Source organism: Aurantimonas marianensis (assembly GCF_024195285.1).
GTDB lineage: Bacteria > Pseudomonadota > Alphaproteobacteria > Rhizobiales > Rhizobiaceae > Aurantimonas > Aurantimonas marianensis.
Genome location: NZ_JALHBS010000046.1, coordinates 47,831 through 72,027, shown reverse-complemented (window position 1 = coordinate 72,027; position 24,197 = coordinate 47,831). Strand labels below are relative to the sequence as shown.

Genomic DNA, 24,197 nt, shown 5'->3' with positions numbered 1-24,197 from the left:
CCTCGCGCTCGAAAGGCTGCGTGGCGGCGGGTCCAGCATGGTCGCCAATTGCGGCTACGGACGCGGCTATTCGGTTATGGAGGTGCTGAACGCGGTCAAGGATGTCGTCGGCAAGGACTTCGAGATTCGCCTACGGGGCCGCAGGCCCGGCGACCCCGCCGCGATCGTCGCCGACCCCACACGCGCGCGCAACGAGCTCGGCTGGCGGGCCGAATACGACGATTTGCGCAAGATCGTCGGCCATGCGCTCGACTGGGAACGCGCCCTCGCCCGCCGCAATCATCACTGATCGCGGCCGGCGACGCGGCGCCGGCGTCGATAGCGGGAATCAGGCGTTGGCGCCCGGATCGCGATCGGGTCCGGTGCCGAGCCGCTTGCCGGGATTGATTGCTTCCAGCCAGCGCAGATAGGCGGCGTGGTCGTGACGGCCCATCTCCATCTCCTTGGCGAGGGCGTGGAAGGCGTCGCGCGCCTTTTCGGTCAGCGGCAGGGTCAGCCCTGCCTCCCGTGCCACTTCCAGAGCGTTTTCCAGATCCTTCAATTGCAGTTCCAGCGGCCCGCCGGGAACCCAGTTGCGCTCGGTCATCCGCTCGCCGTGCAGGTCGAGGATGCGTGAGGTGGCAAAACCGCCCATCAGCGCGTCGCGCAACGCGGCGGGGTCGCAGCCGCCTTCCTGGGCGAGCAGCATCGCCTCGGCGACGGCGCCGATGGTGACGGCGACGATCGCCTGGTTGGCAAGCTTGGCGACCTGGCCGGCGCCGTGGACGCCGACATGGGTGGGCCGCCCCATCGCTTTCAAGGCCTGTTCCGCTTCGGCAAAATCCTCCGCCCGACCGCCGGCCATGATGGCGAGCGTTCCCTCGATCGCCCCCTTCTCGCCGCCCGAGACCGGCGCGTCGATGTGGCGCCGTCCGGCTTTCTCGATCGAGGCCGCGTGGTCGCGCGCGACGCTCGGCTGGATCGAGGACATGTCGATGAACAACGCGTTCGAGGGCGCGGCCTCGACCACGCCGTGCTCGCCGAAATAGATCTCGGTGACGATCGGCGAATTGTCGACCATCGTGATGACGGCGTCGGCCTCGGCCACGGCCTCACGCGGATCGGCGGCGACGGTCGCGACACCGGCGAGCGCATCCGCTTTCGCGCGCGTCCGGTTCCAGACGGTGACGCGGAAGCCGGCCTTGGCGATGTTCCGCGCCATCGGCGCGCCCATGATCCCGGTACCGATCAGCGTGATGTTTTCAAGGCTCATGATTTGGCTCCTGGACGGACAGAGTTGTGACCGGCATACCGGAAGACGGCAAAAAACCGGATCGAAAGAGCGCTAGATTCCCTTGGCCTCGCCACCCGGGAGTGTGCCGGATTGGCGGCGCAGGAGTTCGAGCGCCTGCTGGTCGGCGCGGTCGCGGTGTTCTTGATGCAGGCGCCTGGTTTCGGCCTCGTCGCCGCTCAGGATCGCCGTGACGATCGCCCGGTGCTCCTCGTCCGATTGCGTCGGACGCGGGCGGAGCGGCATGATCGCCATGCGGGCGCGGTATTGCTGATCCCAATATTGCCGAAGCGTCGCCTGCAGTCTGGCATTGCCGCAGAACGAGACGATCTCGGCATGGAAGATGTCGTCCAGCCGCGACCATTGCTCGATGTCGTCGCGTTGCGTGGCGCGCTCCATTTGCCCCATGAGCGCGTGCAGCCGATCGGCTTCGGTCTTTGAGAGACCGCGGCGGGCGGCCAATTGCGCGGCCTTGACCTCGTGGGTGGAAAAGACCTCGTAAATATCGGCGAGATCGTCGAGCGATTGCGCCTTGACGGTAATGCCGTGGCGCGGCCGCACCGCGACGAGACCCTCCTCCTCCAATCGGATCAGCGCCTCGCGGATCGGCGTGCGGCTGAGCGACAGAAGATTGGCGACCTCGGTCTCCAGGAGCGTGGTGCCGGGTGGCAGGCGACCTTCGAGTATCCGGAACTTCAGTTCGTGATAGGCCCGCTCGCGCGCCGGCATCTTGCCTACGCCCTGGAGCGTCGGCCGTGGCCGCGAACCGCCCGGCCTGGTGATTGTGGCCGTCCTTCTGCGAGCGCTGTCGCTGGTCGTGTCCGGCTTGGTCAGTGCAAGCCTCCCTGCTTACGGCGCATCAGCGTCTGCGCTCCTGCGCTCATTCTGTCGAGTTCTTCCGGACCGCGATGCCGTTCAGTTCCGCCACGACGTCGGAGAGCATCGGCAGATAGTCGTCGCCGCGGCCGATCGCCTCGGCGGTCGCCAGGCCGTTCTTCACGCTCGACGAGACATGCGAGGCGATGCCGCTCTCATTCGCCATCGAGACGACGTAGCGCATGTCCTTGTGAGCGTTGCGCAACGTGAACTTGTGGGCATCCCGGTCGCGTTCGACCACGTATTGCATGAAGGTCTGGTAGAAGCCGCAATCCATCCGGCCGCCGCTGATGACGCCGTGAAACGTCTTGGCGTCGATGCCGTTTTTCGCCCCGATGGCCAGTGCCTCGGAATAAAGCGAGGCATAGCCGAGCGACAGGAAGTTGTTGAGAAGCTTCATGGTGTGGCCGGCGCCGGTTTCGCCGACGTTGACGACCTTGCCCGCCCAGCAGTCGAGAATGGGACGAACCCGCTCGAAATCCTCGGCCGAAGCGCCGACCATGGTGTCGAGCGTGCCTTCCCAGGCTTCCTTCGGCGTTCGCGACAGGGGCGCGTCGATCAGCGTCACACCGGCCTCGCGGCAACGCTCCGCCAGCGCACGGGTGGAAACCGGATTGCTGGTGGAGCTGTCGACGATCGTCGTCGTCGCGCCCTTTGCGTCGAGTATCTCGCCAACGGTCGCTTCGACCTCCGGACTGCCCGGCAGGCACAGGAAGACGATCTCCGCCTTTTCGGCCATCTCGGCGGCGCTCGCGGCCTCCTCGGCTCCCCGCGACGTCAGATCGTCGACCGGCTTGCGATTGCGGTGAGCGAGAACCGTCAGCGGGTAGCCGCCTTCGAGGATGTTCTTGGCCATGCCGTGGCCCATCAGGCCGACGCCGATGAAGCCGATACGCGGGCGATCCGTCATGGTGTGTTCCTCTTCGGGTGATGGCCGATCACTGGGCGCCCTCGCGGCCGGCCTCGTCGGCGATGTGGGCGCGAATGATCGAGGCAAAGTCGGTGTCGGCGACAAAACCAGCCTCGACGGCTCGGTCCGCCCGGAAATCGCGCGGCCAGCCCGAAACGATCTTCTCGATCGTGGCGTCCGGCTCGCGCCGTATGCGGCCGGCCACCTCGTCGCCGGCCACTTCGCGCAGCGCTTCGATCATCTCGCGGATGGTGATCGACAGGCCCGGCATGGTCAGCGAACGGCGATGCCCCAGGATTTCGGTGTCCATCGTCGCGGCATGGAGGAGGAAACCGACCGCCGCCGCCGGGCTCGCGACCCAGTGGCGCACCTCGTCGTCGACCGGAAGGATGGCTTCGTGGCCCGCCAGCGGCTCGCGGATGATGCCGGAGAAGAACCCCGACGCCGCCTTGTTCGGCTTGCCCGGACGCACCACGATCGTCGGCAGGCGGATGCCGACGCCATCGACGAACCCCTTGCGGGTGTAGTCGGCCAGCAAGAGCTCGCAGATCGCCTTCTGGGTGCCGTAGCTGGTCAGCGGCGCCTGCAGGAAAGTGTCGGAGATCTGATCCTCGAATGGCGCGCCGAAGACGGCGATGGACGAGTTGAAGACCAGCCGGGGACGATAGGCGTCGCCCTGGGCGCGGATCGCTTCCAGAAGATGATGCATCCCGTCGAGGTTGATCCGATAGCCCTTCTCGAAATCGGCCTCGGCTTCGCCCGAGACGATCGCGGCAAGGTGAAAGATCATCTCCGGCCGCTTGGCGACCAGAGCCTGAACGGTCCCGGGATCGGCGATGTCGCCGGCGCTGCTTTCGATCCTGATAGCGCCGGACGCGCTGTCGAAGCTTGGCTCCACAACGTCGAATGCGTCGATCGCCTCGATGGGCTGGCCGGCGAGGTTACCGTCGGCGAGAAGCTTGTCGACGAGCCGCCGGCCAACCATACCGCCGGCACCCAAGATCAGAATTCGCATTGTTCAGTCTCCCTGCGGACGGGTCAGAGCGACCAGCCGCCGTCGATCACTTGGGTGGTGCCGGTCGTGAAACGGCTTTCGTCCGAGGCGAGATAGACGGCGAGATGAGCGATTTCCTCGGGCGTGCCGAGACGGCCCATTGGCTGGCGCTCGATGAACATCGTCTTGGCTTTCTCGGTGCCGCCGACGCTCTTGCCCAGTTCCTCGATCCGGCCTTCGAGCGATGGCGATTCGATCGTGCCGGGGCAGATCGCGTTGGAGCGGATGCCGCTTTTGATGAAGTCGATCGCCACCGAGCGGGTCAGGCCGATCACCGCCGCCTTCGTCGCCATATAGACGTAGCGGTTCGGCGCCGCTTTGATCGACGAGGCGGCCGAGGCCATGTTGATGATCGAGCCGCCGCCGGCCTCCACCATGCGTGGCAACAGAGCGGAGATCGTGCGATGCATCGCCTTGACATTGAGATCGAAGGAGAAGTCCCAGGCATCCTCGTCGCAGTCGAGCACCGTGCCGTGATGGACGAAACCGGCGCAGTTGAACAGGATGTCCGGCGTGTCGACCCGCTTGAGATAGGCGGCGACGGCATCGGAATCAGTCACGTCCAGCGCGGCGGTGTCCACGATGCCGAAGGCTTTCAACCCGTCCAGCTTCGCCGCGTCGCGGTCGGACGCATAGACCTTGGCGCCGGCTTGCAGAAACGCTTCGGCGACCTTGCGGCCGATCCCCTGACCGGCCGCCGTACACAAGGCCACCTTGCCGTCGAGACGCTTCGTCATGCTCACTCCCTGGTCCTGTCCGCCATCAAAGGGCGGTTCAATGATTGTCGCGTGGCACACGGGCGCCGGTGCCGTCCACCCCGCCCTGCGCCAGACGCCGATAGGAGACGGCCGGCTCGAGCACCATGCCGGTCTCCAGCTGCGAGACCATGCCGCGCTGGATTTCTTGCCAGGGCGTCTGGTGTGCCGGATAGGCGTAGCCGCCGGCCTCGGCAAGGGCGGCGAAACGCGCCTGGAGCTCGTCGTCCGGAATGAGGATGTTCGCGCTGCCGCGCTCCATGTCGATCCGAACGCGATCACCGGTGGCCAGCACCGCCAGGCCGCCGCCGGCCGCAGCCTCGGGTGAGGCGTTGAGGATCGAGGGGCTGCCGGACGTGCCCGACTGGCGCCCGTCGCCGACGCATGGCAGCGAGTTGATGCCGCGCTTCAGCAGATAGTCTGGCGCCCGCATGTTCACCACTTCCGCGCCGCCCGGATAGCCGATCGGACCGGCGCCGCGCATGAACAGGATGCAGTGTTCGTCGATGCCGAGCGCCGGATCGTCGATCCGCGCGTGGTAATCCTCGGGTCCGTCGAAGACCACCGCCCTGCCCTCGAAAGCCATCGGATCGTCCGGATTGGACAGATAACGGTCGCGGAACTCCGGCGAGATCACCGACAGCTTCATGATCGCCGAATCGAACAGATTGCCCTTGAGCACCCGGAAGCCGGCATGTTGGAGCAACGGCCGCTCGATCGGCCGGATGACGTTCTCGTCCTCGATGACGGCGCCCCGGCAATTGTCGCCGATCGTCCGGCCATTCACCGTCATTGCGTCCTCGGCGATCAGGCCCTGGTTCATCAGCTGGTTGACCACCGCCGGCACGCCGCCGGCATGGTAATAGTCCTCGCCGAGATATTCGCCCGCCGGCTGCAGATTGACCAGCAACGGGATTTCCTCGCCATAGCTCTGCCAGTCGTCGATCGACAGCTCGACACCGAGATGGCGCGCGAGGCCGTTCAGATGGATCGGCGCGTTGGTCGAGCCGCCGATGGCCGAGTTGACGCGGATCGCGTTGATGAAGGCGTCGCGCGTCATGATGTCGGTCGGTTTGAGATCCTCATGCACCATTTCGACGATGCGCTTGCCGGTCAGATAAGAAATCTCCTGCCGGTCGCGATAGGGCGCCGGGATGGCCGCCGAGCCCGGCAATTGCATGCCGAGCACCTCGGCCAGCGAATTCATCGTCGTCGCGGTGCCCATCGTGTTGCAATAGCCGGTGGAGGGCGCTGACGAAGCGACCAGCTTGACGAAACCGGCATAATCGATCTCGCCGGCCGCCATCATCTCCCGCGCCTTCCAGACGATCGTGCCGGAACCGGTGCGCTCGCCGCGAAACCAGCCGTTGAGCATCGGGCCGACCGACAGCGCGATCGCCGGAAGGTTCACCGTCGCCGCCGCCATCAGGCAGGCGGGCGTGGTCTTGTCGCAGCCGATGGTGAGCACCACCCCGTCGAGCGGGTAGCCGTAAAGCACTTCGACCAGCCCGAGATAGGCCAGATTGCGGTCCAGCGCGGCGGTTGGGCGCTTGCCGGTTTCCTGGATCGGATGCACCGGAAACTCGATGGCGATGCCGCCGGCCTCGCGAATGCCCTCGCGCACCCGCTTGGCGAGTTCGAGGTGATGCCGGTTGCAGGGACTGAGATCCGAGCCGGTCTGGGCAATGCCGATGATCGGCTTGCCCGACTGAAGCTCCTCCTGGCTCAAGCCGAAATTGAGATAGCGTTCGAGATAAAGCGCCGTCATGTCCGGATTGGACGGATTGTCGAACCACGCGCGGGAACGTAGCTGACCGGCCTTGAGGTCGTTAGTCATCTGATCTCCGGATGCATCCCTGTCCGCGGCGCCGTTCTTCACCGCGCCGCGCCGCACAACGTATACATTACTCCACTCGGCATTCAAACACTTATCCCGCCTCACGGCGAGAGGCGAGAGCGGCAGGCTCGGGGCAGGGGAAATCCCGGTGTTCGGGTCAGTCGCCGCTTGCGGCGATGAGATCGGCCACACTCATCGGCGCAAGGCCTGGATTGTGGGGCGTCGGCGCGGCGCGCCGAGGCGAAACCGGCACGGACCTGGCGAAGCGCGGCGCCTCCGCGACATAGACCGAACGCGGCGCGTACTGCACCGCCCGCGGCGCCGGATTGCGAAAGGGTGGGTCGCCGATCCGGCGGGCATTCTTGCGCTTTTCGTAGAACACGTTACCCCCCGCTTCGACCAGATAATGCATGTTGGTGTAGGGGAAGGTCATGCCGGCGGTGTGGAAAAACATCGCCTTGCTGACGCGGGGATGCCGCTCGCCCCTGAGGACCCGCGTCGCCATCTTCGCGGCGAGATCGCGCCCCTTGTGCATCGGTTTCCTGAGAACGCCGGGCGCGAACTGGTTTTTCTGGCCGACGACGCCGCAGACGGACTTCGGGTAAAGACCGCTGTTGAGACGGTTCATCACGACGGTACCGACAGCCAGCATGCCATCCGGGCTGGAGCGATTCGATTCGAAATACATCACCCGCGTCATGCATTCATGCGCCGTCATCGGACGCAGTCGCGGGCCGCTGGCGCAAGCGCCCAGCAGAGCGAGCAGGCAAAGCAGCAACGCGTTGCGGCGAAGGATCGTCGGTGTCGGTACAGCCATCACAGGGTCTCGGGCGTCGGAACGTCTGGCACGTTCGAATGCGACGAGCCTGCGGAATAAGACTTAACGCGCGGTGCGCCGACGCCCCGGTGGCATCGAAAAGAGCAAACACCGTTAAGGATCGACTAAAATTTTCAGGGTGCCGGCAGTCCGTCCAAGCAGCGCCCGCCCCGCGCCGCGCACCCTCGATCCCTGCGCGCGTGCGTTCAGACGCTGGAGTCGGCGCGGGCGTAGACGTCCTCGATGCGCACGATATCGTCTTCGCCGGTGTAGCTGCCGACGTGGATCTCGATCAGCTTGAGGTCGATCTTGCCCGGATTGTGCAGACGATGGACGCAGCCGATCGGCAGATACGCGGCTTCGTTCTCGTGGAACAGCGAAACGGTGCCGTCGATCGTCACCACGGCGGTGCCGTGAACCACGACCCAATGTTCGGCGCGATGGTGGTGGCGCTGCAGGCTGAGCAGCCCGCCGGGTTTGACGCTGATGTGCTTGACCTGAAAACGATCGCCGATATCGATGCGCTGATACCAGCCCCAGGGCCGGTAGATTCGCAGATGCTCGCTCGCCTCGCGCCGGCCGGCGCGCTTCATGTCCGCGACCAGATCCTTGACCCGACCGGCCTCGCTCTTGGCGGCGACCAGCACGGCGTCCTGCGTTGCCACGACGATCACGCCGTCGAGGCCGACCGCGGCCGTCAGCATCTCCTCGCTGCGCAGGAAACTGTTCGTCGTGCCGAGCACGGCGACGGGGCCTTCGAGGCGGTTGCCGTTCTCGTCCTTGACCTTGAGGTCGTGGATCGCGTCCCAGGCGCCGATATCAGACCAGTCGAAGGATGCCGCGAGCACGCCCGCCCGCTCCGTCTTCTCCATCAGCGCGTGATCGATCGAGATTTTCGGCGCCTTGGCGAATTCCTGCGTATCGAGGCGGAGGAAATCGAGATCGCGCGCCGCCTTCGCGACCGATCTGCGCGCGGCGTCGAGAACCTCGGGGCAATGACGCTCCATCTCTTCGAGAATCGTGCCGATGGCGAAGATGAAATTGCCGCTGTTCCACAGATAGCCTTCCGCGACGTAGCGCTCGGCGACCTCGCGCACCGGCTTCTCCACGAACCGGGCAAGCCCATGCGCCCGCTCGCCGAGGACGTCGGCCGACCGCTCGATGTAGCCATAGGCCGTGGACGGACAATCGGGCTCGATGCCGATGGTCATGATCGGCCCGTCGGCGGCGATCGTCGCGGCCAGGAGGCAGTCTTTCACGAAGGCCTCGGCATCCGCGATGGCATGGTCGGCGGCAACGACGATGCAGATGCTGTCGGGGGAGCGGTCGGCCGCGAGCAGCGCCCCGACGGCGCCGGCCGCGGCGGAATCGCGGCGCTCCGGCTCCAGGACGATTTCCCCGGCAATGCCGAGCGACGCCATCTGCTCGGCGACGATAAACCGGAATTCGTGGTTGGTGACGACGATCGGTTCGCCGAATGCCGCGCCCTTGAAGCGCAGAAGTGTGGCCTGAAAGGTCGACATGCCGTCATCGAGCAGTGCGATGAACTGCTTCGGCATGGTGTCGCGCGATACCGGCCACAGGCGCGTTCCCGCGCCGCCGGCCATGATGATCGGAACCAGAGGATGATCCTGCACGCCGCTGTGTCTCCCAAAGCTCAGGCCGTCGCCCTGTCGGCCTTGCCTAGCCGATCACCCCGGCGCTGTCCATTTCGGCTGCTCCATCGGCCGGTGTGCCGGCCCGCCGGTGCCCCGGGCACTAACGCGCCGTGCTGCCCCGCGCTTTGACTTCATAACCGAGGTCGACAACCTGCGGTGATCGCGCAAGGTCCGCTTGGATTGCCTCGATGAGCATGACGACCGCGCGCTGCCCCATTTCGTGACGAAAGGTCCGCACGCTCGTGACCGATGGTTCCGCCGTCGCCATCATCTCGAGATCGTTGAATCCGCAAAGGCCGAGCTCCGCTGGGATCGATATCCGGCGCCGCTGCGCCTCGAACAGGACTCCGAGCGCCAAATCGTCATTGTTGCAGAAGACCCCGTCGATATCGGGCGCGCGCTCGACCAGATCGGCGAACAACCGACTGCCCAGCGTGACCGTTGAGGGGGCCGGCGTCGTGATGACCCGCGTTTTCGAAAAGACGCCCGCCGCTTCTGCCGTATCGCGAAACCCACGAAAACGCCGTTGCGTCCGGGGGTCCATCCGCGCTCCGAGGAAACCCAGTTTTCGATAGCCGCGCTCGACCAGATGGGCGGTTGCCGCGCCGGCCGCGGCATAATGGGAGAAACCGATCATCATGTCGATCGGCCGATCGTCGGTCTCCATGATCTGAACGATCGGGCATTGGGCCGTCGATAACAGCGCCCTCGCCTCCTCCGACTGGTCGATGCCGGTGACGATCAGGCCCGCTGGCTTCTGGCTGAGAAACACCCGAAGCAGGCTCTCCTCCTGAAGGCCTGAATAGCGCGTATTGCCCAGCTGAACGTCGAAGGGCGCGTCCTCGATGCCGGCGTAGATACCGCTCAGGACATCCGCGAAAACGTTGTTGGTGACGGAGGGGATAAGGACGCCGATGACATCGGTGCGGCCGGAAGCCAGCGCCCGCGCCGCCGCGTCCGGGATGTAGCCCAGTTCCGCGACGGCCAGGCGGATGCGCTCCCGTAGCGCCGCCGATACCTTCTCCGGGCTGCGGAGCGCCCTGGATACCGTGATTGCGCTAACACCTACCTGCCTTGCCACGTCGGATAATGTGATCTTTCCGACACCCCTCAAACTCGCTCCCTCCCCTTCTTTCGAAGACACATGATAGTCGAAAGGGTTGACTAAGAAAGCCCGATCCGACAAATGTTAGCGCTACCATTCGATGCGGGGGGACCCGTCGAATGGCCGGGGAGATAGAGATAACGATGCAGCCGAGCCCGGTTTTTCTGATCATGGGGGTCTGCGGCGCCGGCAAGTCTGCGGTTGCCCAAGCGCTTGCCGGGGCCCTGAACGGTACGTTCCTGGACGGCGACGACTACCATCTCGCCGAGCACGTCAAGGACATGTCCGCCGGCATTCCGCTGAACGATCTTGTCCGCAAGGACTGGCTTCGCCGCGTCTGCCGGGCGATCGTGGCCGCGCGGCGCGAACGCGATGCGCCGGTCTTCATCGCTTGTTCGGCGCTGAAGAAAAGTTATCGTGACTTCATTCGTCGCGAAGTGGGGCCACTCTGCGTTCTTCATCTCGCCGGCGACCCGGAGCTGGTCCGCGAGCGCATGACGGGGCGGCCCGACCATTTCATGCCGATCTCGCTGATCGAGAGCCAGTTTCGGGATCTGGAGCCGCCGCGCGCTCCCGAGGAAGGGGTACACGTCCTCGACATTTCACCACCCCTCGAGTCGGTGGTTCATGAAGCTCTCGCCATTTCCCGGCGCGTCGTTGCCAACGCCGGATCTCATCCTCACGCGGAAGACAGACATTCCGTCGGCAACACCCACAGACCATAACAAGCCAGACATCACAGGGAGATTACATCATGCTGAAATCGTTTACCAAACTCGCGCTGACCGCCGCCGCGACGCTCGCCATCGCAAGCGCGGCCTCGGCGCAGGAATACAGCTTCAAGTTCCAGTCGAGCGATCCCGCCGGCAACCCGAACTTCGAGCTGCAGCAGGAATGGACCAAGGCGATCAACGAGAAGACCGACGGCAAGGTCGAGGTCGAGTTGCTGCCGGTCGAATCGATCGTCGCTCACAACGAGACCCAGGACGCGATCGCCGCCGGCATTCTCGACGGCCACATCACCGACACCTCCTACTTCGCCGGCAAGGACGCCGCCTTCGGCCTGATCGCCAATCCGGTCGGCGCCTGGTCCGATCCTCAGGAAATGTTCGACTTCATGCAGAAGGGCGGCGGCAAGGAGCTGATGAACGAGCTGGTCGAGCCCTATGGTCTGCACTTCATCGGCGCGACCACGCCGGGCCTCGAAGCGTTCGTATCCAAGGTTCCGCTGGAAGGCGTCGACGACTTGCAGGGCCTGAAGATGCGCGCGCCGGAAGGTCTGGTGCAGCAGGTGTTCGCGGCGGCGGGCGCGTCGCCGGTCAATCTGCCCGGCTCCGAGGTCTTCACTTCCCTCGACAAGGGCGTCATCGACGCGGCCGACTATTCGGTGTTCTCGACCAACCAGGCGCAGGGCCTGAACGATGTCGCGACCCATCCGGTCTATCCCGGCTTCCACTCGATGCCGCTGGTCGAAGTCTCGATGAACAAGGAAAAGTGGGACGCGCTCCCGGAAGACATCAAGACCGCCTTCGAGGAGAGCGTGGCCGAATTCGCCCAGAAGCAGGTCTCGGCCCTGGCCGCCAAGGACGAGGAGGCAGTGAAGGCCGCCAAGGAGGGCGGCAAGATAACCGTTCACGACTGGTCGGATGAGGAGCGGGCCAAGTTCCGCTCGATCGCGACCGGCGAATGGAAAACGGTCGCCGACAAGTCCGACAACGCCAAGAAGGTCTATGATAGACTGACGGGCTACCTCAAAGACAACGGGATGATGAAGTAACATCTCGTTTGGTCCGGCGGCGGTGCGCCCGCCGCCGGACGTCGATCGGTGGGAGGGGAGAACGATGGCGAAGGAAGCCGATCCGCGGGCTGCCGTGCTTGACGCGGAAAGCCCTCACCCGGTCATTCCCCAGGCGGGTCGGCTGGGTCGCGCGATCGACAAGGGCGGCATCGTGTTCGCCGTCGGCATCGTCGCGGCGATGCTCATCCTGATCCAGGAAGTGGTCCTGCGCTACGTCTTCAACGCCCCGACCATCTGGGCGCATGAAACGACCGTGTTCCTTTGCGCGATCGCCTTCGTCTACGGCGGGCTTTATTGCGCGGCCCGCGACTCGCATATCCGTGTGGTGCTGATTTACGACGTCGTGCGCGGCCGGCCCAAACGGGTTCTCAACGCCGCGATCTCGTTCGTCTGCCTGATCGCCTCGGCGTTTTTTGCCTGGGCGTCCTGGCTGATGGTCGAGCGCGCCATCTTCCGTCCCGACGGCAGCATCCGCTTCGAGAGTTCGGGCAGCGCCTGGGACCCCAGCTATCCCGCCTATCTCAAGCTTTTTCTCTTCGCCACACTGGTGCTGATGGCCATTCAGTTCATGATCCTGACGGTCAATTATTTCCGGTCCAGCCGCGATCGCGATCGGATTTCCAACTGATGGACGCCTTTACCGTTCTGTTCGACCTCAAGGCGCTCGGCATCGAACAGGCGACGCTCGTCATGTTCGCCATGCTGCTGGCCCTTCTGGTGCTCGGCATCCCGCTCGCGTTCGTCACGCTGCTGGTCGCGCTGATCTTCGCGCTGGGCTGGTTCGGCCCGATGGCGGTCCCGCTGATCACCAGCCGGGTTTATTCTTTCGTCTCCTCCTTCGTCTTCGTTTCCGTGCCCATGTTCGTGCTGATGGCGGCGCTGCTGGACCGATCGGGCATCGCGCGCGATCTGTTCGACGCCATGAAGCTGGTCGGCGGACGGCTGCGCGGCGCGGTCGCCGTCCAGACGATCTTCCTCGCCGTCATTCTGGCTGCGATGAGCGGCATCATTGGCGGTGAGATCGTACTTCTCGGCCTGCTGGCGCTGCCGCAGATGCTGCGCCAGGGCTACGACCGCAACCTTGCCATCGGTGTCATCTGCGCCGGCGGCTCGCTCGGCACCATGGTGCCGCCATCGATCGTGCTGATCATCTACGGCCTGACCGCCAATGTCTCCATCGGCGATCTGTTCACCTCGGCCTTCATTCCCGGCTTCATGCTTGCCGGCTTTTACGTCGTTTACGTTCTGACGCGCTGCTATCTCAATCCCGCCCTCGCGCCAACGCCGGAGCCGGACACCCGCCCCTGGAGCGAGAAGATCGTGCTGCTGAGGGGCATCGTCCTGCCGATACTCGTGGTGATCTTCGTTCTGGGCTCGATCTATGGCGGCATCGCTTCCGTCACCGAAGCCTCGGCCGTCGGCGTGGCCGGTGTGCTGCTTTCGACTGTCGTTCGGGGCGAGTTCACCCTTACGATGCTGAAGGGCGCGGCGCTGCAGACATTGTCGACGGTTGGCATGATCGTCTGGATCGGCATCGGCGCGAGCGCTCTCGTCGGGGTCTTCAACCTGATGGGCGGTATCGACTTTGTCTCCGACCTGATCACCGGAATTTCGGAGAACCCGACCATCATCATCCTGTTCATGATGGCGATCCTGTTCGTCCTGGGAATGTTCCTGGACTGGGTCGGGATCGCGCTGCTCACCATGCCGATCTTCGTGCCGATCGTGAAAGACCTCGGCTATGATCCGGTCTGGTTCGGCGTCCTCTTCGCCATGAACATGCAGGTATCGTTCCTGTCGCCCCCCTTCGGCCCCGCCGCGTTCTATCTGAAGAGCGTCGCGCCGCCGGAAATCTCGCTGGGCGATATCTTCCGCTCGCTCCTGCCCTTCATCGCCATCCAGATCTTCGCGGTCGGACTTTTGATCGCCTTTCCCTGGATCACCGGACGGTAGAATGTCGCGGGGAGGCCTGATGAACGACCGTCATCGCGGCGAAAACGCGGCCCGTCGTAGACCTGTCTCGGGATTCCAGTGCATCGCCGTTGACTGGAGCGCCGGGCTCGTCGCCGGGCGGGCGAACCGGTTCGCCTCGTTCCGGCCTCCCCCGCCGCACAGCAAGGGGTTGAAACCACGAGACCCCACAGCACCTTATCCGCTCACCACCTAACGAAGTTGAAACCGGCCGTCGCTAATGTCGGCCAACATACTTGGGTCTTGGGAACCACGCGTCGATCTTGAGAAGGCGCTCGCAACGCGAATGAGTCCAAACTGACAGGGAGGACGACGCCGTGACACGATCAGACCCCGTCTTCCTGCTCATGGGGGTATCCGGGGTTGGCAAGAGTGCGGTGGGAGAAGCGCTCGCCCATCGTCTCAATGGCACCTTTCTCGATGCCAATGACTATCATCTCGCCAAGCATATCGACGGCATGTCCTGCGGCATCCCGATCGACGACTTCATCCGGAAGGGCTGGCTGCGTCGCGTCTGCGGCGCCGTGGAGCGAACCCGCGTGGAGTATCGACGGCCGGTCTTCCTCGCCTGCTCCGCCTTGAGGAAGAGCAATCGGGACTTCCTGCGCCGGGAGATCGGCGCGCTATGCGTGATTCACCTGACCGGCGCGCACGATCTGATCCGCGACCGGATGCTGGCGCGCCGCGACCATTTCGCCCCTGCTGCGTTGCTCGATAGCCAGATCCTCGATCTGGAACCACCGACGCCAATGGAGCAAGACGTTCACGTGATCGACGTTTCTCCCAGCCTGGACGACGTCGTGGCCGAGGCCGCCGCGCTGGTGGAAAGCGTCACGAAACAGCCGCCTCCCGTCCGATAATCAGAATCGCGCTCCCGCTCCTACATCGTCGCGCCGATCTGCCACGGCACGAATTCGTAGTCGCCCAGCCCCTGCATCTCGGATTTCGACATCTCGCCGGAGGCGACCCGCAACAGCATGTCGTAGATATCGCGGCCGAGTTCCTCGATCGATCGGCCCTCCGACACGATCCGGCCAGCGTCGACATCCATGTCCTCGGTCATCCGCCGGTACATCTCGGTGTTGGTTGCGATCTTGATCGAGGGCGACGGCTTGAAGCCAGCCGCCGAGCCGCGACCGGTGGTGAAGGCGACGAGGTTGCAGCCCGACGCGATCTGGCCGGTGACCGAGGCGGGATCATAGCCCGGTGAATCCATGAAGACGAAACCGCGCTCGCGGATCGGCTCACCGTATTTATAGACGCCGTTGAGCGGCGAGGTCCCGCCCTTGGCGGCGGCGCCGAGCGACTTTTCCAGGATCGTGGTGAGGCCGCCCTTCTTGTTGCCGGGGCTGGGATTGTTGTCCATCGAGCCCTTGTTGCGGGCGGTGTAATCTTCCCACCACTCGATCAACTTGACCAGTTTCTCACCGGTCTTCAGGTCCTTCGCCCGGCGCGTCAAAAGGTGCTCGGCGCCATAGATCTCCGGCGTTTCGGCGAGAACACCGGTGCCGCCCTGGGCGACCAGAAGATCGCAGGCGTAGCCGAGCGCCGGATTGGCGGTGATCCCCGACCAGGCGTCGGAGCCGCCGCATTGCAGCGCGACGGTCAATTCGGAGACCGGACACGGCTCGCGGCGGGCCTGATCGGCAATCGGCAACATCGCGCGGACCTTCTCGACCCCCGTTTCGATCGTGCGGCGGAGACCTGCGACATCCTGGATGTTCATCGCCTGGAACATCGGCCCCTTCTCGATGCCGTAAGCCTCGAGCAGCCAGTCGATCTGGTTGACCTCGCAACCGAGCCCGACCATCAGCACCCCGGCGACATTCGGATGGCGGGCATAGCCCCACATCACCCGCTGCAGCGCGTCGAACCCCTCGCCGTCGCCGCCCATGCCGCAACCGGTGCCATGCACGAACGCCGTGACCCCGTCGACGTTCGGAAAAGCGGCAAGTTCCTCCGGCCCGAACGCCTCGGCGATCTTGCGCGCCGCCGTCGCCGAGCAATTGACCGACGTCAGAATCGCGATGGTGTTGCGCGTGCCGACCCGCCCGTCGGCACGGCGATAGCCCATGAAGCTGTCGCGCTGCTCCGCCGGAACCGCCGTGACAGGACGCAGGTCGGTCGAAAACTCGTAGTCGTGCGCCGTGCCGCGAAACTCGACATTCTGGGTGTGGACGTGGGCGCCCGCCTCGATGGCCTCGGCCGCGTAGCCGATCACCTGCGCGTATTTCACGACCGGCTCGCCCGCCGGGATCGCGCGCGTGGCGATCTTGTGACCGCGCGGGATCATCATCAGCGTGCGCGCATCTTCCACCTCCGCGCCGGCCTCCAGCGCGCGCAGCGCCGTCACCACGTTGTCAAAGGGGTCGAGGCGAACCGTGTTGGTCGACATTGTCTGGCTGTCCCTTGAACCGAGGGTGCCAACGCCTTCGCGCCTGGCAGCACCGTCGCGGTTGAAATCTCGTCATTGGCGTCAAAGCACAAGCGGTGCATTCATTCTATCGCAAAGAATATCGCCACGGCCATTGCACAACGAGGTGCAGTGAATAATATGCGGCCGGGATTCAGCGTATACATTAGGGAGGAAGAACATGAAATATCTAAAACAGTGCCTTGCGATGTCCGCCGCCATGGGAGTGGCCTTGTCGGCACAGGCGGCCGCCGCCGAGACGGTCCTCAAATTCGCGCATGTCTATGAAGAGAGCGAACCCTATCACACCTGCGCCGTCGAGGCGTCGGACAAGCTGAAGGCGGCAACCGAGGATCGTTATTCGATCGAGGTGTTCCCGGCCTCCTCGCTCGGCAAGGAAGTCGACATCAACGAGGGCCTCGGGCTCGGCACCGTCGACATCATCTACACCGGCCAGCTGTTCGCCGGCCGCGCCTACGGGCCGATTGCCATCGGCGGCGCGCCCTTCATGTTCCGCGACTACGATCACTGGGACAAGTATCGCAATTCCGACCTGTTCAAGGAACTGGCAGAGGGCTACCGTGAGGCCAGCGGCAATCACGTCGTCGCCACCACCTATTACGGCCAGCGGCACGTCACCTCGAACAAGCCGATCCTGAAACCCGAGGACATGGCCGGCATGAAGATCCGGGTGCCGAACGCACCGCTCTACATGATGTTCCCCAAGGCCGTCGGCGCCAACCCGACCCCGATCGCCTTCGCCGAGGTCTATCTCGCCCTTCAGCAGGGCACGGTCGACGGGCAGGAAAATCCCCTGCCGACGATCCAGGCGAAGAAGTTCTACGAGGTTCAGTCGGACATCAACCTGACGGCCCACATCAACGATGCGCTGTTGACGATCGTCGGCGGCCCGACCTGGGACCAGATGGAGGAAGCCGACCGGACCGCCCTCACCGAGGTGCTGACGGAAACCGCCGAATGCGCCACCTCGCAGGTCCGCGAGAAGGAAGCCGAGCTCGCGGCATGGTTCAAGGAGCAGGGCGTGACCGTCAACGAGGTCGATGTCACGCCGTTCCGCGAAGCCACGATGAAGCTTCACAATGGCGAGGACGCGACCTGGGAGCAGGAGACCTACGACAGGCTCCAGGCCATCAAGTAAATCCTGACAGTCAGGCAACACTGCCGGGCGGCCCCCGTGGTCGCCCGGTCTTCGTGTGATTTCCGGAGACCCCCATGGCCGCCATGCCCCCTGAGGACGACCCGAGCCCGGCCGTGCGCGCAGAAGCGCCGAGCCCGCTCACAGACCAGCCGATCGACCTGTCGGACATCCGCTGGAGCGACGGGCTCATCCTTTTCGTCTTCTGGCTGCTGGCCTTCGTCGTCTTCCTGCAGTTCTTCACGCGCTACGTGCTCAACGATTCCCTCGGCTGGACCGAGGAGATCGCACGGTTTCTGCTGATCGCCGTCACCTTCATCGGCTCGATCATGGCGGCGCGCAAGCAAAGTCACATCGCCGTCGAACTGATCTACCGCTATCTGCCGCGGCCGGTCCGCTTCGCGCTCCAGATCTTCGTCGATTGCGTCAGCCTCGCCTTCTATGTCGCGATGGGCTGGTTCTGCACGCAGCTCGCCCAGCGGACCCAGCAGATGATGGTCTCGATCGACGTGCCGAAGTCGCTTGTCTATTGGGGTGTTTCCATCTGCTTCGGCTTCATGGCGATCTATGCTCTCTTGGCGCTGATGGGCCACCTCAAGACCGGCACCAGCCGACTGATCGACCCGGAGCGCTTTGCTCCGACGACATCAGGCCTTTGACGCCGGTGCCCGGCGCGCGCGCCCTCCCCGTCCTTTCCGCGACCGCGACCGGCCTCACCCGCCGGCTGTGGATCACTCGCCTCGAAACCGGTCCGTCCCGATGCTGCTGATCTCGCTCTTCGTTCTCGTGCTCGTCCTGATCATCCTCGGCGTGCCGGTGGCTATCGCGCTCGCCGGTTCGTCGGCGGTGTTCATCCTGATCGAGGGCCGGGTCCCCGATGTGGTGGTCATCCACCGCATGATCAACGGCGTCGATTCCTTTCCGCTGCTCGCCATCCCCTTCTTCATCCTTGCCGGCAATCTGATGAACACCGCCGGCATCACCGAGCGGATCTTCGATTTCGCCAAGGCGATCTTCGGCTGGATGCGCGGCGGCCTCGGTCACGTCAATGTCGGCGCCTCGGTGATTTTCGCCGGCATGTCGGGCGCGGCCGTCGCCGACGCCGGCGGCCTCGGCGCGATCGAGATCAAGGCCATGCGCGATGCCAATTACGATCCCGGCTTCGCCGTCGGCATCACCGCCGCCTCCTCGACCATCGGGCCGATCATCCCGCCGTCGCTGCCGATGGTCATCTATGGCGTCGTCGCCGGCGCCTCGATCGGCCAGCTCTTCGCCGCCGGCTTCGTGCCCGGCCTGCTGATGGCCGTGTCCTTGATGGTCATGATCGCCCTCTATGCCCGCTGGCGGAAGTATCCGATCGACCAGCCTTTCCGGTTCGCGATCCTGGGCTCCACCTTCAAGCGCGCCTTCCTGTCGCTGCTGACCCCATTGATCATCGTCGGCGGCATCCTGTCGGGTGCCTTCACGCCGACGGAAGCCGCGATCGCCGCCTGTGCCTGGGCGTTGATCCTCGGCCTGTTCGTGTATCGCACGCTGACGCTGAAGCGATTCCTGCGGGTCTCCTTCGACACGATCGAGACGACGTCGGTGGTCCTGTTCATCGTCGCCGCGGCGTCTATCTTCGCCTGGATTCTCACATCCAACCGCGCGCCGGAGCAGTTCGCCGCGCTCATCCTGACCATCTCCGACAATCCCTGGATCGTGCTGCTTCTCATCAACCTGATCCTGCTGGTCGTGGGCTGTTTCCTGGAGACGGTGGCGGCGATCACCATCCTGACCCCGGTGCTGTTGCCGATCGCCATCAAGATGGGCATCGACCCGGTGCATTTCGGTGTGATCATGGTGCTCAATCTGATGATCGGCTTGCTGACGCCACCGATCGGCATGGTTCTCTATGTTCTTTCAAGGGTGTCCGGCGTTCCGTTCGAGCGTTGCGTGACCGCGACCGCACCCTTCCTCATACCGCTGTTCGCCGTCCTGCTTCTGATCACCTTCGTGCCGGCTCTGACCATGTGGCTGCCGACGCTGATCTATCGCTGAGGACGCGAAACGCCGGCCCTTCGCGTCCCCAGACGGCGCGGACGGTGTCGATGAAGGCCTGGGCGATGTCGCTGGTGCGCCGATTCTTCGGCGAAAGCAGCTCGAACGTGCAGACATAGCCGATCTCGCTCGGGCGGATGGCGCGCAGCTCGCCCGCCCCGACCTCCTGGCGGACATAGTGGTCCGGCAACAGGCCGATGTAACGGCCGGAGCGGATCAGGATCAGCTGCGGCTCGATCTGATACACCGTCGCCTCCACCCGCCAGTCGATCTGGCGCAGTGAGTCCTCGTCGCGCCAATAGCCCCGATGCACGAAAGGCAGAGCGGCGAGCCGCGCATCGGTCAGTTCGGCGTCGGACGTGCTGAAGGCGGGATGGCTTCGGCTGCAATAGAGGCTGTGCCGTTCCTCGTAGAGGCGATCATATTCGATCCCCTCGATGCGGTTGCGATAGCTGCCGATGGCGCAGTGATAGAGCCCATCCGCCACCTTCTGCTGCATGTCCTGTGGCCGCTCCTGGACGAGCACCAGCTTCACCTGGGGGGCGATCTGACCGAATTCGGCGACCACCTCGGCCAACCGATTGGCCGGGTCGCTGGCGATGGCGTCGAGGATTCCGATCCGCAGTTCACCCTTCAGTTCGCCCCGGACCGAAGCGACGTCGGCGGTGAAATCCTGCAGGGCCTTTTCCAGTTGGCGCGCCGATTCATAAGTCGCGCGTCCCTTTTCCGTCAGCCGGAAACCGCCCCTGCCGCGTTGGCACAGAGTGAAGCCGAGCCGCTGTTCGAGCGCCGTCATGTGATTGCTGATCGTCGACTGACTGATGTTGAGCTCGGTCTCGGCCGCGGCGAAACCGCCATTGCGCACGACCGCGTCGAAGACGGTCAAAAGTCGCAGGTCACTCCCAGAAACACGCATCGCCACCCGTCTCACATTGATGTTTGCCAATGTCAGGATTGATAGTGCGGTATGTCATGGCGCGTCCAGCCCCCCTCAAATGCCCGGGGAGAAGGCGGAGAGCCATAGTGAGCAAACTGTGGGCAAACTCGGGAGGGTTCAACGCTGGCTGAGAACGAAGGCGGCAGACCCACGCCACGCCGCAACCCGCTGCTAGCCGCCGTGACGGCACCGCCGATCGCGCGGGCCGGCCGCTGGATCGAATCCTATGACGGCGCCCACGGCGCCATGATCGATTGCAGCCAGGCGGTTCCAGACCACGCGCCACCAGCCGAATTCGCCGAACGCCTCGCCGTGACAGCAGCCTCTCAGGAGGCGGCCCGCTACGGCGACATTCTCGGCGACCAGGCATTGCGCGCGGCCTATGCCTCCCATGTTTCCAGCCTCTACCGCAGTGAGATCGCCGCATCACGCGTTGCCATCACCGCCGGCTGCAACCAGGCGTTTTTCGCCGCGATGCTGGGCGTCGCCCAAGCCGGCGACGCCGTGGTCCTGCCGGCGCCCTGGTACTTCAATCACAAGATGACGCTGGAGATGCTCGGCATCGAGGCGCGCGTGCTGCCGTTGCAAGCGGAAACCGGCTTCCTGCCGGTGCCGAGTGACGTGGAGGCGCTGATCGACGACCGCTGCCGGGCTCTCGTTCTCGTTTCCCCCAACAACCCGACCGGTGCCGTCTATCCGCCTGACCTCCTTGCCGAGTTGCTGGACGTGTGCGTCCGCCGCAGCCTCACCCTCGTGCTCGACGAGACTTATCGCGATTTCCTGGCCCCGGAGAGCGGCGCGCCGCATCGCCTGTTCGGCAGCGCCGCCGCGCGCGAGCATCTGGTCAGCCTCTATTCCTTCTCCAAATCCTACGCGATCCCCGGCCATCGCGTAGGGGCGATGATCGCCGGATCCGGGTTCATCGCGCAGATGGAGAAGGTCATTGACTGCGTGCAGATCTGCGCGCCGCGGCCGACGCAGGCCGCCCTGCCCTGGGCGATCCCCGCGCTCGCCGACTGGCGGGGCGACAACCGCCACGAGATCGCGAAACGCGCCGGTGTTTTCCGGGAGGAGACCGGCCGCCTCGATGGCTGGGCGCTCCAACAGATCGGCGCCTATTTCGCCTATGTCCGCCATCCCTGGCGCGGTCTGTCGGCTGAAGCGGTCGCCGAGGCGCTGATGCGCGATCTGGGCGTGCTGGTGCTGCCGGGCAGCTTCTTCGGCCCAAGCCAGGAAGACCATCTGCGGATCGCCTTCGCCAATGTCCCCGTGGACCGGATCCGCGAACTGGCGCGCCGGCTGGCGCTCGGCCTCGCCGGCGGCTTTCGGGCGGACGACCAACCCCATGCGACGAGGACAGCCCATGGATAGCGACAAACTCGACGCGCTGCGCCAGCGCTTTGCCGGCGACAACGAACGAACGATCCACGACGCCGGCTTCGCGGCTGTCGCGGCCAAGCTGTTCGACCCGAAAGGCACGCGCGTCGCGCCCTATGCCGGCCTGCCGACGCTGCTCGACATGCCGTTCCGCGCCGTCGACTGGTCGGCGCCGGATCTCGCCAACCTCGACGTCGCTCTGATCGGCGTGCCGATGGATCTCGGCGTCACCAACCGCAATGGCAGCCGCTTCGGCCCACGGGCCATGCGGGCGATGGAACGCGTTGGCCCCTACAATCACGTCCTCAAGACGATGCCGGGCGCCGACCTCAAGGTCGCCGACATCGGCGACGTGCCCTTCCGCAGCCGCTTCGATCTCGCCACATCGCACGAAGACATCGAGAAGACGATCGCCGCGATCGTCTCCGCCGGCGTCACGCCGCTCTCTGTCGGCGGCGATCATTCGATCACCCTGCCGATCCTGCGTGCCGTAGGCCGGGACCGTCCTGTCGGCATGATCCATGTCGACGCCCATTGCGACACGTCGGGGCCGTTCGACGGCTGCAAGTTCCACCATGGCGGGCCGTTCCGGCAAGCCGTCCTCGACGGCGTACTCGACCCCGAGCGCTGCATCCAGATCGGCATCAGGGGCTCGTCGGAATATCTGTGGGAGTTCTCCTTTGAATCCGGCATGACCGTCATCCACGCCGAGGAAATTCCGGCGATGGGCATCGACGCCGTGATCGCCAAGGCGCGCGCGGTCGCCGGCGACGGGCCGGTCTATGTTTCTTTCGACATTGACAGCCTCGACCCGGCCTTCGCGCCGGGAACCGGAACGCCGGAGATCGGCGGACTGACCACCCGCGAGGCGCAGGCGATCCTGCGCGGCCTCGCCGGGATCGACATGGTCGGCGGCGACGTGGTCGAGGTCGCGCCGCAATATGACGCGACGACGAACACCGCCCATGCCGGGGCGCAGATGCTGTTCGAGCTTCTGAGCCTGGTGCCCTTCACGCCTGGCCGCCGTTGACGGCCGCCGCCTCATGACCACTGACAGAACCAACCAAGGAGACTGGAAATGACGACGCGAACCCCGTTCCTCATCAACCGTCGCACGCTCCTCGCCGGAGCGACGATGGCCGGCGCGAGCCTGGCCATGCCCTCCATTCTGAGGGCGCAGGATAAGTCTTTGAAGATCGGCGTTTACGGCGGTTACTTCAAGGATTCTTTCGACAACAACATCTTCCCGGCCTTCACCGAGGCGTCAGGGATCGCCGTCGAAAGCGTCGCCGAACCGACCGGCGAGGCCTGGCTGGTCCAGCTCGAACAGGCCGCCCGCGCCGGCGCCGCTCCCGCCGACGTCTCGATGATGTCGCAGGTCGCCATGCGCAAGGGGCTATCGACCGAGCTCTGGGCGCCGCTCGATACGAGCAGGATCGCCAATTCCGGCGACGTGCTGCCGCCTTTCATCGTCGAATATCCCGACGGCCGGGTGGCGGGCATCGGCGCTGTGGCCTGGTACATCACCCTCGTCACCAACACCGACACCTATCCGGACGCGCCGGAGAGCTGGCAGGCGTTCTGGGACCCGGCCAACAAGGAAAAGCTCGGGCTGCTCGCGCTGGTCTCCAACTCGTTCCTGCTGGAAGTGACGGCGAAGACCTTCTTCGGCGGCACCGACATCCTCGACACCGAGGAGGGCATTCTCAAGGTCATGGACAAGCTCGCCGAGCTGAAGCCCAACGTCCAGCTCTGGTACCGCGACGAGGCGCAGTTCGAGCAGGCGCTGAAGTCGGGCGAAATCCCGATGGGCCAGTATTATCACGACGTCACCGGCCTTGCCGCCGCCGACGGTTTCCCGGTGCGCTCGACCTTCCCGAAGGAAGGCGGCATCTCGGATTCGGGCTGCTGGGCGGTGACCAAGGCTTCGGAGAAGCTCGATCTCGCCCATGAATTCATCGACTACATGACGCAGCCTGAAATCCAGGCGCTGCTCGCCCGCAAGGTCGGCACCGCCCCGGTGATCAAGCGCGCGTCGCTCGACCTCACCGACGAGGAGTTCGCGGCGGTCTCGTCCGAGATCGACCCGATCGTGCCGCGCTACGATCTCTATGTCGACAAGGCCGACTGGCTGAACCAGAAATGGACTGAGCTGATCGTCGGCTGAGCCCCGCCCTCGCGAAATCGGCCGGTCGTCCTTGCGATGACCGGCCTTAATTACCG

At 64.8% G+C, this 24,197-nt stretch carries 22 protein-coding genes and 1 pseudogene; 12 read left to right on the top strand and 11 right to left on the bottom strand.

Annotated elements, in window-relative coordinates:
• Positions 1-289, top strand: a pseudogene (locus tag MJ956_RS08635) (UDP-glucose 4-epimerase GalE); the annotation flags it as partial.
• Between the two features lie 39 nt (positions 290-328).
• On the opposite strand, the gene MJ956_RS08630 reads toward MJ956_RS08635, so the two are convergent.
• The 9 genes from MJ956_RS08630 to gntR form a co-directional block, all read right to left on the bottom strand.
• On the bottom strand, positions 329-1,252 hold the full coding sequence (locus tag MJ956_RS08630; RefSeq protein ID WP_253964071.1) for an NAD(P)-dependent oxidoreductase: 924 nt from the start codon (positions 1,250-1,252) through the stop codon (positions 329-331).
• Between the two features lie 72 nt (positions 1,253-1,324).
• Entirely contained in the window at positions 1,325-1,999 is a 675-nt protein-coding gene (locus MJ956_RS08625) for a GntR family transcriptional regulator (protein WP_253964070.1), read from the bottom strand.
• A gap of 151 nt (positions 2,000-2,150) precedes the next feature.
• Positions 2,151-3,056, bottom strand: coding sequence for an NAD(P)-dependent oxidoreductase (locus tag MJ956_RS08620; RefSeq protein WP_253964069.1), 906 nt, complete (start codon positions 3,054-3,056; stop codon positions 2,151-2,153).
• Positions 3,057-3,084: 28 nt separating this feature from the next.
• A complete protein-coding gene (gene denD, locus MJ956_RS08615) occupies positions 3,085-4,071 on the bottom strand; it encodes a D-erythronate dehydrogenase (protein ID WP_253964068.1) in 987 nt (328 codons plus the stop codon).
• A gap of 23 nt (positions 4,072-4,094) precedes the next feature.
• Positions 4,095-4,847 carry an SDR family oxidoreductase gene (locus MJ956_RS08610; RefSeq protein WP_253964067.1) on the bottom strand — a complete coding sequence of 251 codons (753 nt, stop codon included), beginning with the start codon at positions 4,845-4,847 and terminating at the stop codon, positions 4,095-4,097.
• 37 nt (positions 4,848-4,884) lie between these two features.
• Positions 4,885-6,702 (bottom strand): IlvD/Edd family dehydratase, encoded by a 1,818-nt coding sequence (locus MJ956_RS08605; protein WP_253964066.1) that lies wholly within the window; start codon positions 6,700-6,702, stop codon positions 4,885-4,887.
• A gap of 157 nt (positions 6,703-6,859) precedes the next feature.
• Positions 6,860-7,519, bottom strand: a complete 660-nt coding sequence (locus tag MJ956_RS18990; RefSeq protein WP_423724824.1) for a cell wall hydrolase — start codon at positions 7,517-7,519, stop codon at positions 6,860-6,862.
• A gap of 206 nt (positions 7,520-7,725) precedes the next feature.
• Positions 7,726-9,156, bottom strand: coding sequence for a mannose-1-phosphate guanylyltransferase/mannose-6-phosphate isomerase (locus MJ956_RS08595; RefSeq protein ID WP_341482710.1), 1,431 nt, complete (start codon positions 9,154-9,156; stop codon positions 7,726-7,728).
• 121 nt (positions 9,157-9,277) lie between these two features.
• Positions 9,278-10,291 (bottom strand): HTH-type transcriptional regulator GntR, encoded by a 1,014-nt coding sequence (gntR, locus tag MJ956_RS08590; RefSeq protein WP_256477786.1) that lies wholly within the window; start codon positions 10,289-10,291, stop codon positions 9,278-9,280.
• Between the two features lie 134 nt (positions 10,292-10,425).
• On the opposite strand from gntR, the gene MJ956_RS08585 reads away from it, so the two are divergent.
• The 5 genes from MJ956_RS08585 (at position 10,426) to MJ956_RS08565 (ending at position 14,911) form a co-directional block, all read left to right on the top strand.
• On the top strand, positions 10,426-11,007 hold the full coding sequence (locus tag MJ956_RS08585) for a gluconokinase (protein WP_253964064.1): 582 nt from the start codon (positions 10,426-10,428) through the stop codon (positions 11,005-11,007).
• Between the two features lie 29 nt (positions 11,008-11,036).
• Positions 11,037-12,059 carry a TRAP transporter substrate-binding protein gene (locus tag MJ956_RS08580; RefSeq protein WP_253964063.1) on the top strand — a complete coding sequence of 341 codons (1,023 nt, stop codon included), beginning with the start codon at positions 11,037-11,039 and terminating at the stop codon, positions 12,057-12,059.
• Positions 12,060-12,123: 64 nt separating this feature from the next.
• Positions 12,124-12,708, top strand: coding sequence for a TRAP transporter small permease subunit (locus tag MJ956_RS08575; RefSeq protein ID WP_253964062.1), 585 nt, complete (start codon positions 12,124-12,126; stop codon positions 12,706-12,708).
• Positions 12,708-14,033, top strand: a complete 1,326-nt coding sequence (locus tag MJ956_RS08570; protein ID WP_253964061.1) for a TRAP transporter large permease — start codon at positions 12,708-12,710, stop codon at positions 14,031-14,033. The genes MJ956_RS08575 and MJ956_RS08570 overlap by 1 nt, the downstream gene beginning before the upstream one ends.
• Positions 14,034-14,368: 335 nt before the next feature.
• Entirely contained in the window at positions 14,369-14,911 is a 543-nt protein-coding gene (locus MJ956_RS08565) for a gluconokinase (protein ID WP_253964060.1), read from the top strand.
• Between the two features lie 20 nt (positions 14,912-14,931).
• Here the strand turns inward: MJ956_RS08565 and MJ956_RS08560 are convergent, their stop codons facing one another.
• Positions 14,932-16,446, bottom strand: a complete 1,515-nt coding sequence (locus MJ956_RS08560; RefSeq protein WP_253964059.1) for a UxaA family hydrolase — start codon at positions 16,444-16,446, stop codon at positions 14,932-14,934.
• 199 nt (positions 16,447-16,645) lie between these two features.
• Here MJ956_RS08560 and MJ956_RS08555 point away from each other — a divergent pair, with 199 nt between their 5' ends.
• From MJ956_RS08555 to MJ956_RS08545, 3 genes are all read left to right on the top strand, one after another.
• Positions 16,646-17,623, top strand: coding sequence for a sialic acid TRAP transporter substrate-binding protein SiaP (locus MJ956_RS08555; RefSeq protein WP_253964058.1), 978 nt, complete (start codon positions 16,646-16,648; stop codon positions 17,621-17,623).
• Positions 17,624-17,697: 74 nt separating this feature from the next.
• Positions 17,698-18,279 (top strand): TRAP transporter small permease, encoded by a 582-nt coding sequence (locus MJ956_RS08550; protein WP_253964057.1) that lies wholly within the window; start codon positions 17,698-17,700, stop codon positions 18,277-18,279.
• A gap of 100 nt (positions 18,280-18,379) precedes the next feature.
• Positions 18,380-19,660, top strand: a complete 1,281-nt coding sequence (locus tag MJ956_RS08545) for a TRAP transporter large permease (RefSeq protein ID WP_253964056.1) — start codon at positions 18,380-18,382, stop codon at positions 19,658-19,660.
• On the opposite strand, the gene MJ956_RS08540 is transcribed toward MJ956_RS08545, so the two are convergent.
• The gene (locus tag MJ956_RS08540) at positions 19,608-20,576 is read right to left on the bottom strand and encodes a LysR family transcriptional regulator (RefSeq protein ID WP_253964055.1); all 969 of its coding nucleotides are present in this window, start codon (positions 20,574-20,576) and stop codon (positions 19,608-19,610) included. The genes MJ956_RS08545 and MJ956_RS08540 overlap by 53 nt on opposite strands.
• 144 nt (positions 20,577-20,720) lie before the next feature.
• Here MJ956_RS08540 and MJ956_RS08535 point away from each other — a divergent pair, with 144 nt between their 5' ends.
• From MJ956_RS08535 to MJ956_RS08525, 3 genes are read left to right on the top strand one after another with little or no spacing between them, the layout of a single operon-like run.
• The gene (locus MJ956_RS08535) at positions 20,721-21,968 is read left to right on the top strand and encodes an aminotransferase (protein ID WP_256477788.1); all 1,248 of its coding nucleotides are present in this window, start codon (positions 20,721-20,723) and stop codon (positions 21,966-21,968) included.
• Positions 21,961-23,004 (top strand): agmatinase, encoded by a 1,044-nt coding sequence (gene speB / locus MJ956_RS08530; protein ID WP_253964053.1) that lies wholly within the window; start codon positions 21,961-21,963, stop codon positions 23,002-23,004. Before MJ956_RS08535 ends, speB begins: the two co-directional genes overlap by 8 nt.
• 48 nt (positions 23,005-23,052) lie before the next feature.
• Positions 23,053-24,141: an ABC transporter substrate-binding protein gene (locus tag MJ956_RS08525; RefSeq protein WP_253964052.1), complete on the top strand. Its 1,089-nt coding sequence runs from the start codon at positions 23,053-23,055 to the stop codon at positions 24,139-24,141.
• Positions 24,142-24,197: the final 56 nt, after the last annotated feature.

Bases quoted from the DNA above. Each gene is read 5' to 3' on its own strand.
- denD (WP_253964068.1), bottom strand. From the start codon at position 4,071: ATGCGAATTCTGATCTTGGGTGCCGGCGGTATGGTTGGCCGGCGGCTC.
- MJ956_RS08585 (WP_253964064.1), top strand. From the start codon at position 10,426: ATGCAGCCGAGCCCGGTTTTTCTGATCATGGGGGTCTGCGGCGCCGGC.
- MJ956_RS18990 (WP_423724824.1), bottom strand. From the start codon at position 7,519: ATGGCTGTACCGACACCGACGATCCTTCGCCGCAACGCGTTGCTGCTT.
- MJ956_RS08570 (WP_253964061.1), top strand. From the start codon at position 12,708: ATGGACGCCTTTACCGTTCTGTTCGACCTCAAGGCGCTCGGCATCGAA.
- MJ956_RS08540 (WP_253964055.1), bottom strand. From the start codon at position 20,576: ATGCGTGTTTCTGGGAGTGACCTGCGACTTTTGACCGTCTTCGACGCG.
- MJ956_RS08605 (WP_253964066.1), bottom strand. From the start codon at position 6,702: ATGACTAACGACCTCAAGGCCGGTCAGCTACGTTCCCGCGCGTGGTTC.
- speB (WP_253964053.1), top strand. From the start codon at position 21,961: ATGGATAGCGACAAACTCGACGCGCTGCGCCAGCGCTTTGCCGGCGAC.
- MJ956_RS08555 (WP_253964058.1), top strand. From the start codon at position 16,646: ATGAAATATCTAAAACAGTGCCTTGCGATGTCCGCCGCCATGGGAGTG.
- MJ956_RS08545 (WP_253964056.1), top strand. From the start codon at position 18,380: ATGCTGCTGATCTCGCTCTTCGTTCTCGTGCTCGTCCTGATCATCCTC.
- MJ956_RS08550 (WP_253964057.1), top strand. From the start codon at position 17,698: ATGGCCGCCATGCCCCCTGAGGACGACCCGAGCCCGGCCGTGCGCGCA.
- MJ956_RS08580 (WP_253964063.1), top strand. From the start codon at position 11,037: ATGCTGAAATCGTTTACCAAACTCGCGCTGACCGCCGCCGCGACGCTC.
- MJ956_RS08560 (WP_253964059.1), bottom strand. From the start codon at position 16,446: ATGTCGACCAACACGGTTCGCCTCGACCCCTTTGACAACGTGGTGACG.
- MJ956_RS08625 (WP_253964070.1), bottom strand. From the start codon at position 1,999: ATGCCGGCGCGCGAGCGGGCCTATCACGAACTGAAGTTCCGGATACTC.
- MJ956_RS08630 (WP_253964071.1), bottom strand. From the start codon at position 1,252: ATGAGCCTTGAAAACATCACGCTGATCGGTACCGGGATCATGGGCGCG.
- MJ956_RS08525 (WP_253964052.1), top strand. From the start codon at position 23,053: ATGACGACGCGAACCCCGTTCCTCATCAACCGTCGCACGCTCCTCGCC.
- MJ956_RS08620 (WP_253964069.1), bottom strand. From the start codon at position 3,056: ATGACGGATCGCCCGCGTATCGGCTTCATCGGCGTCGGCCTGATGGGC.
- MJ956_RS08610 (WP_253964067.1), bottom strand. From the start codon at position 4,847: ATGACGAAGCGTCTCGACGGCAAGGTGGCCTTGTGTACGGCGGCCGGT.
- MJ956_RS08575 (WP_253964062.1), top strand. From the start codon at position 12,124: ATGGCGAAGGAAGCCGATCCGCGGGCTGCCGTGCTTGACGCGGAAAGC.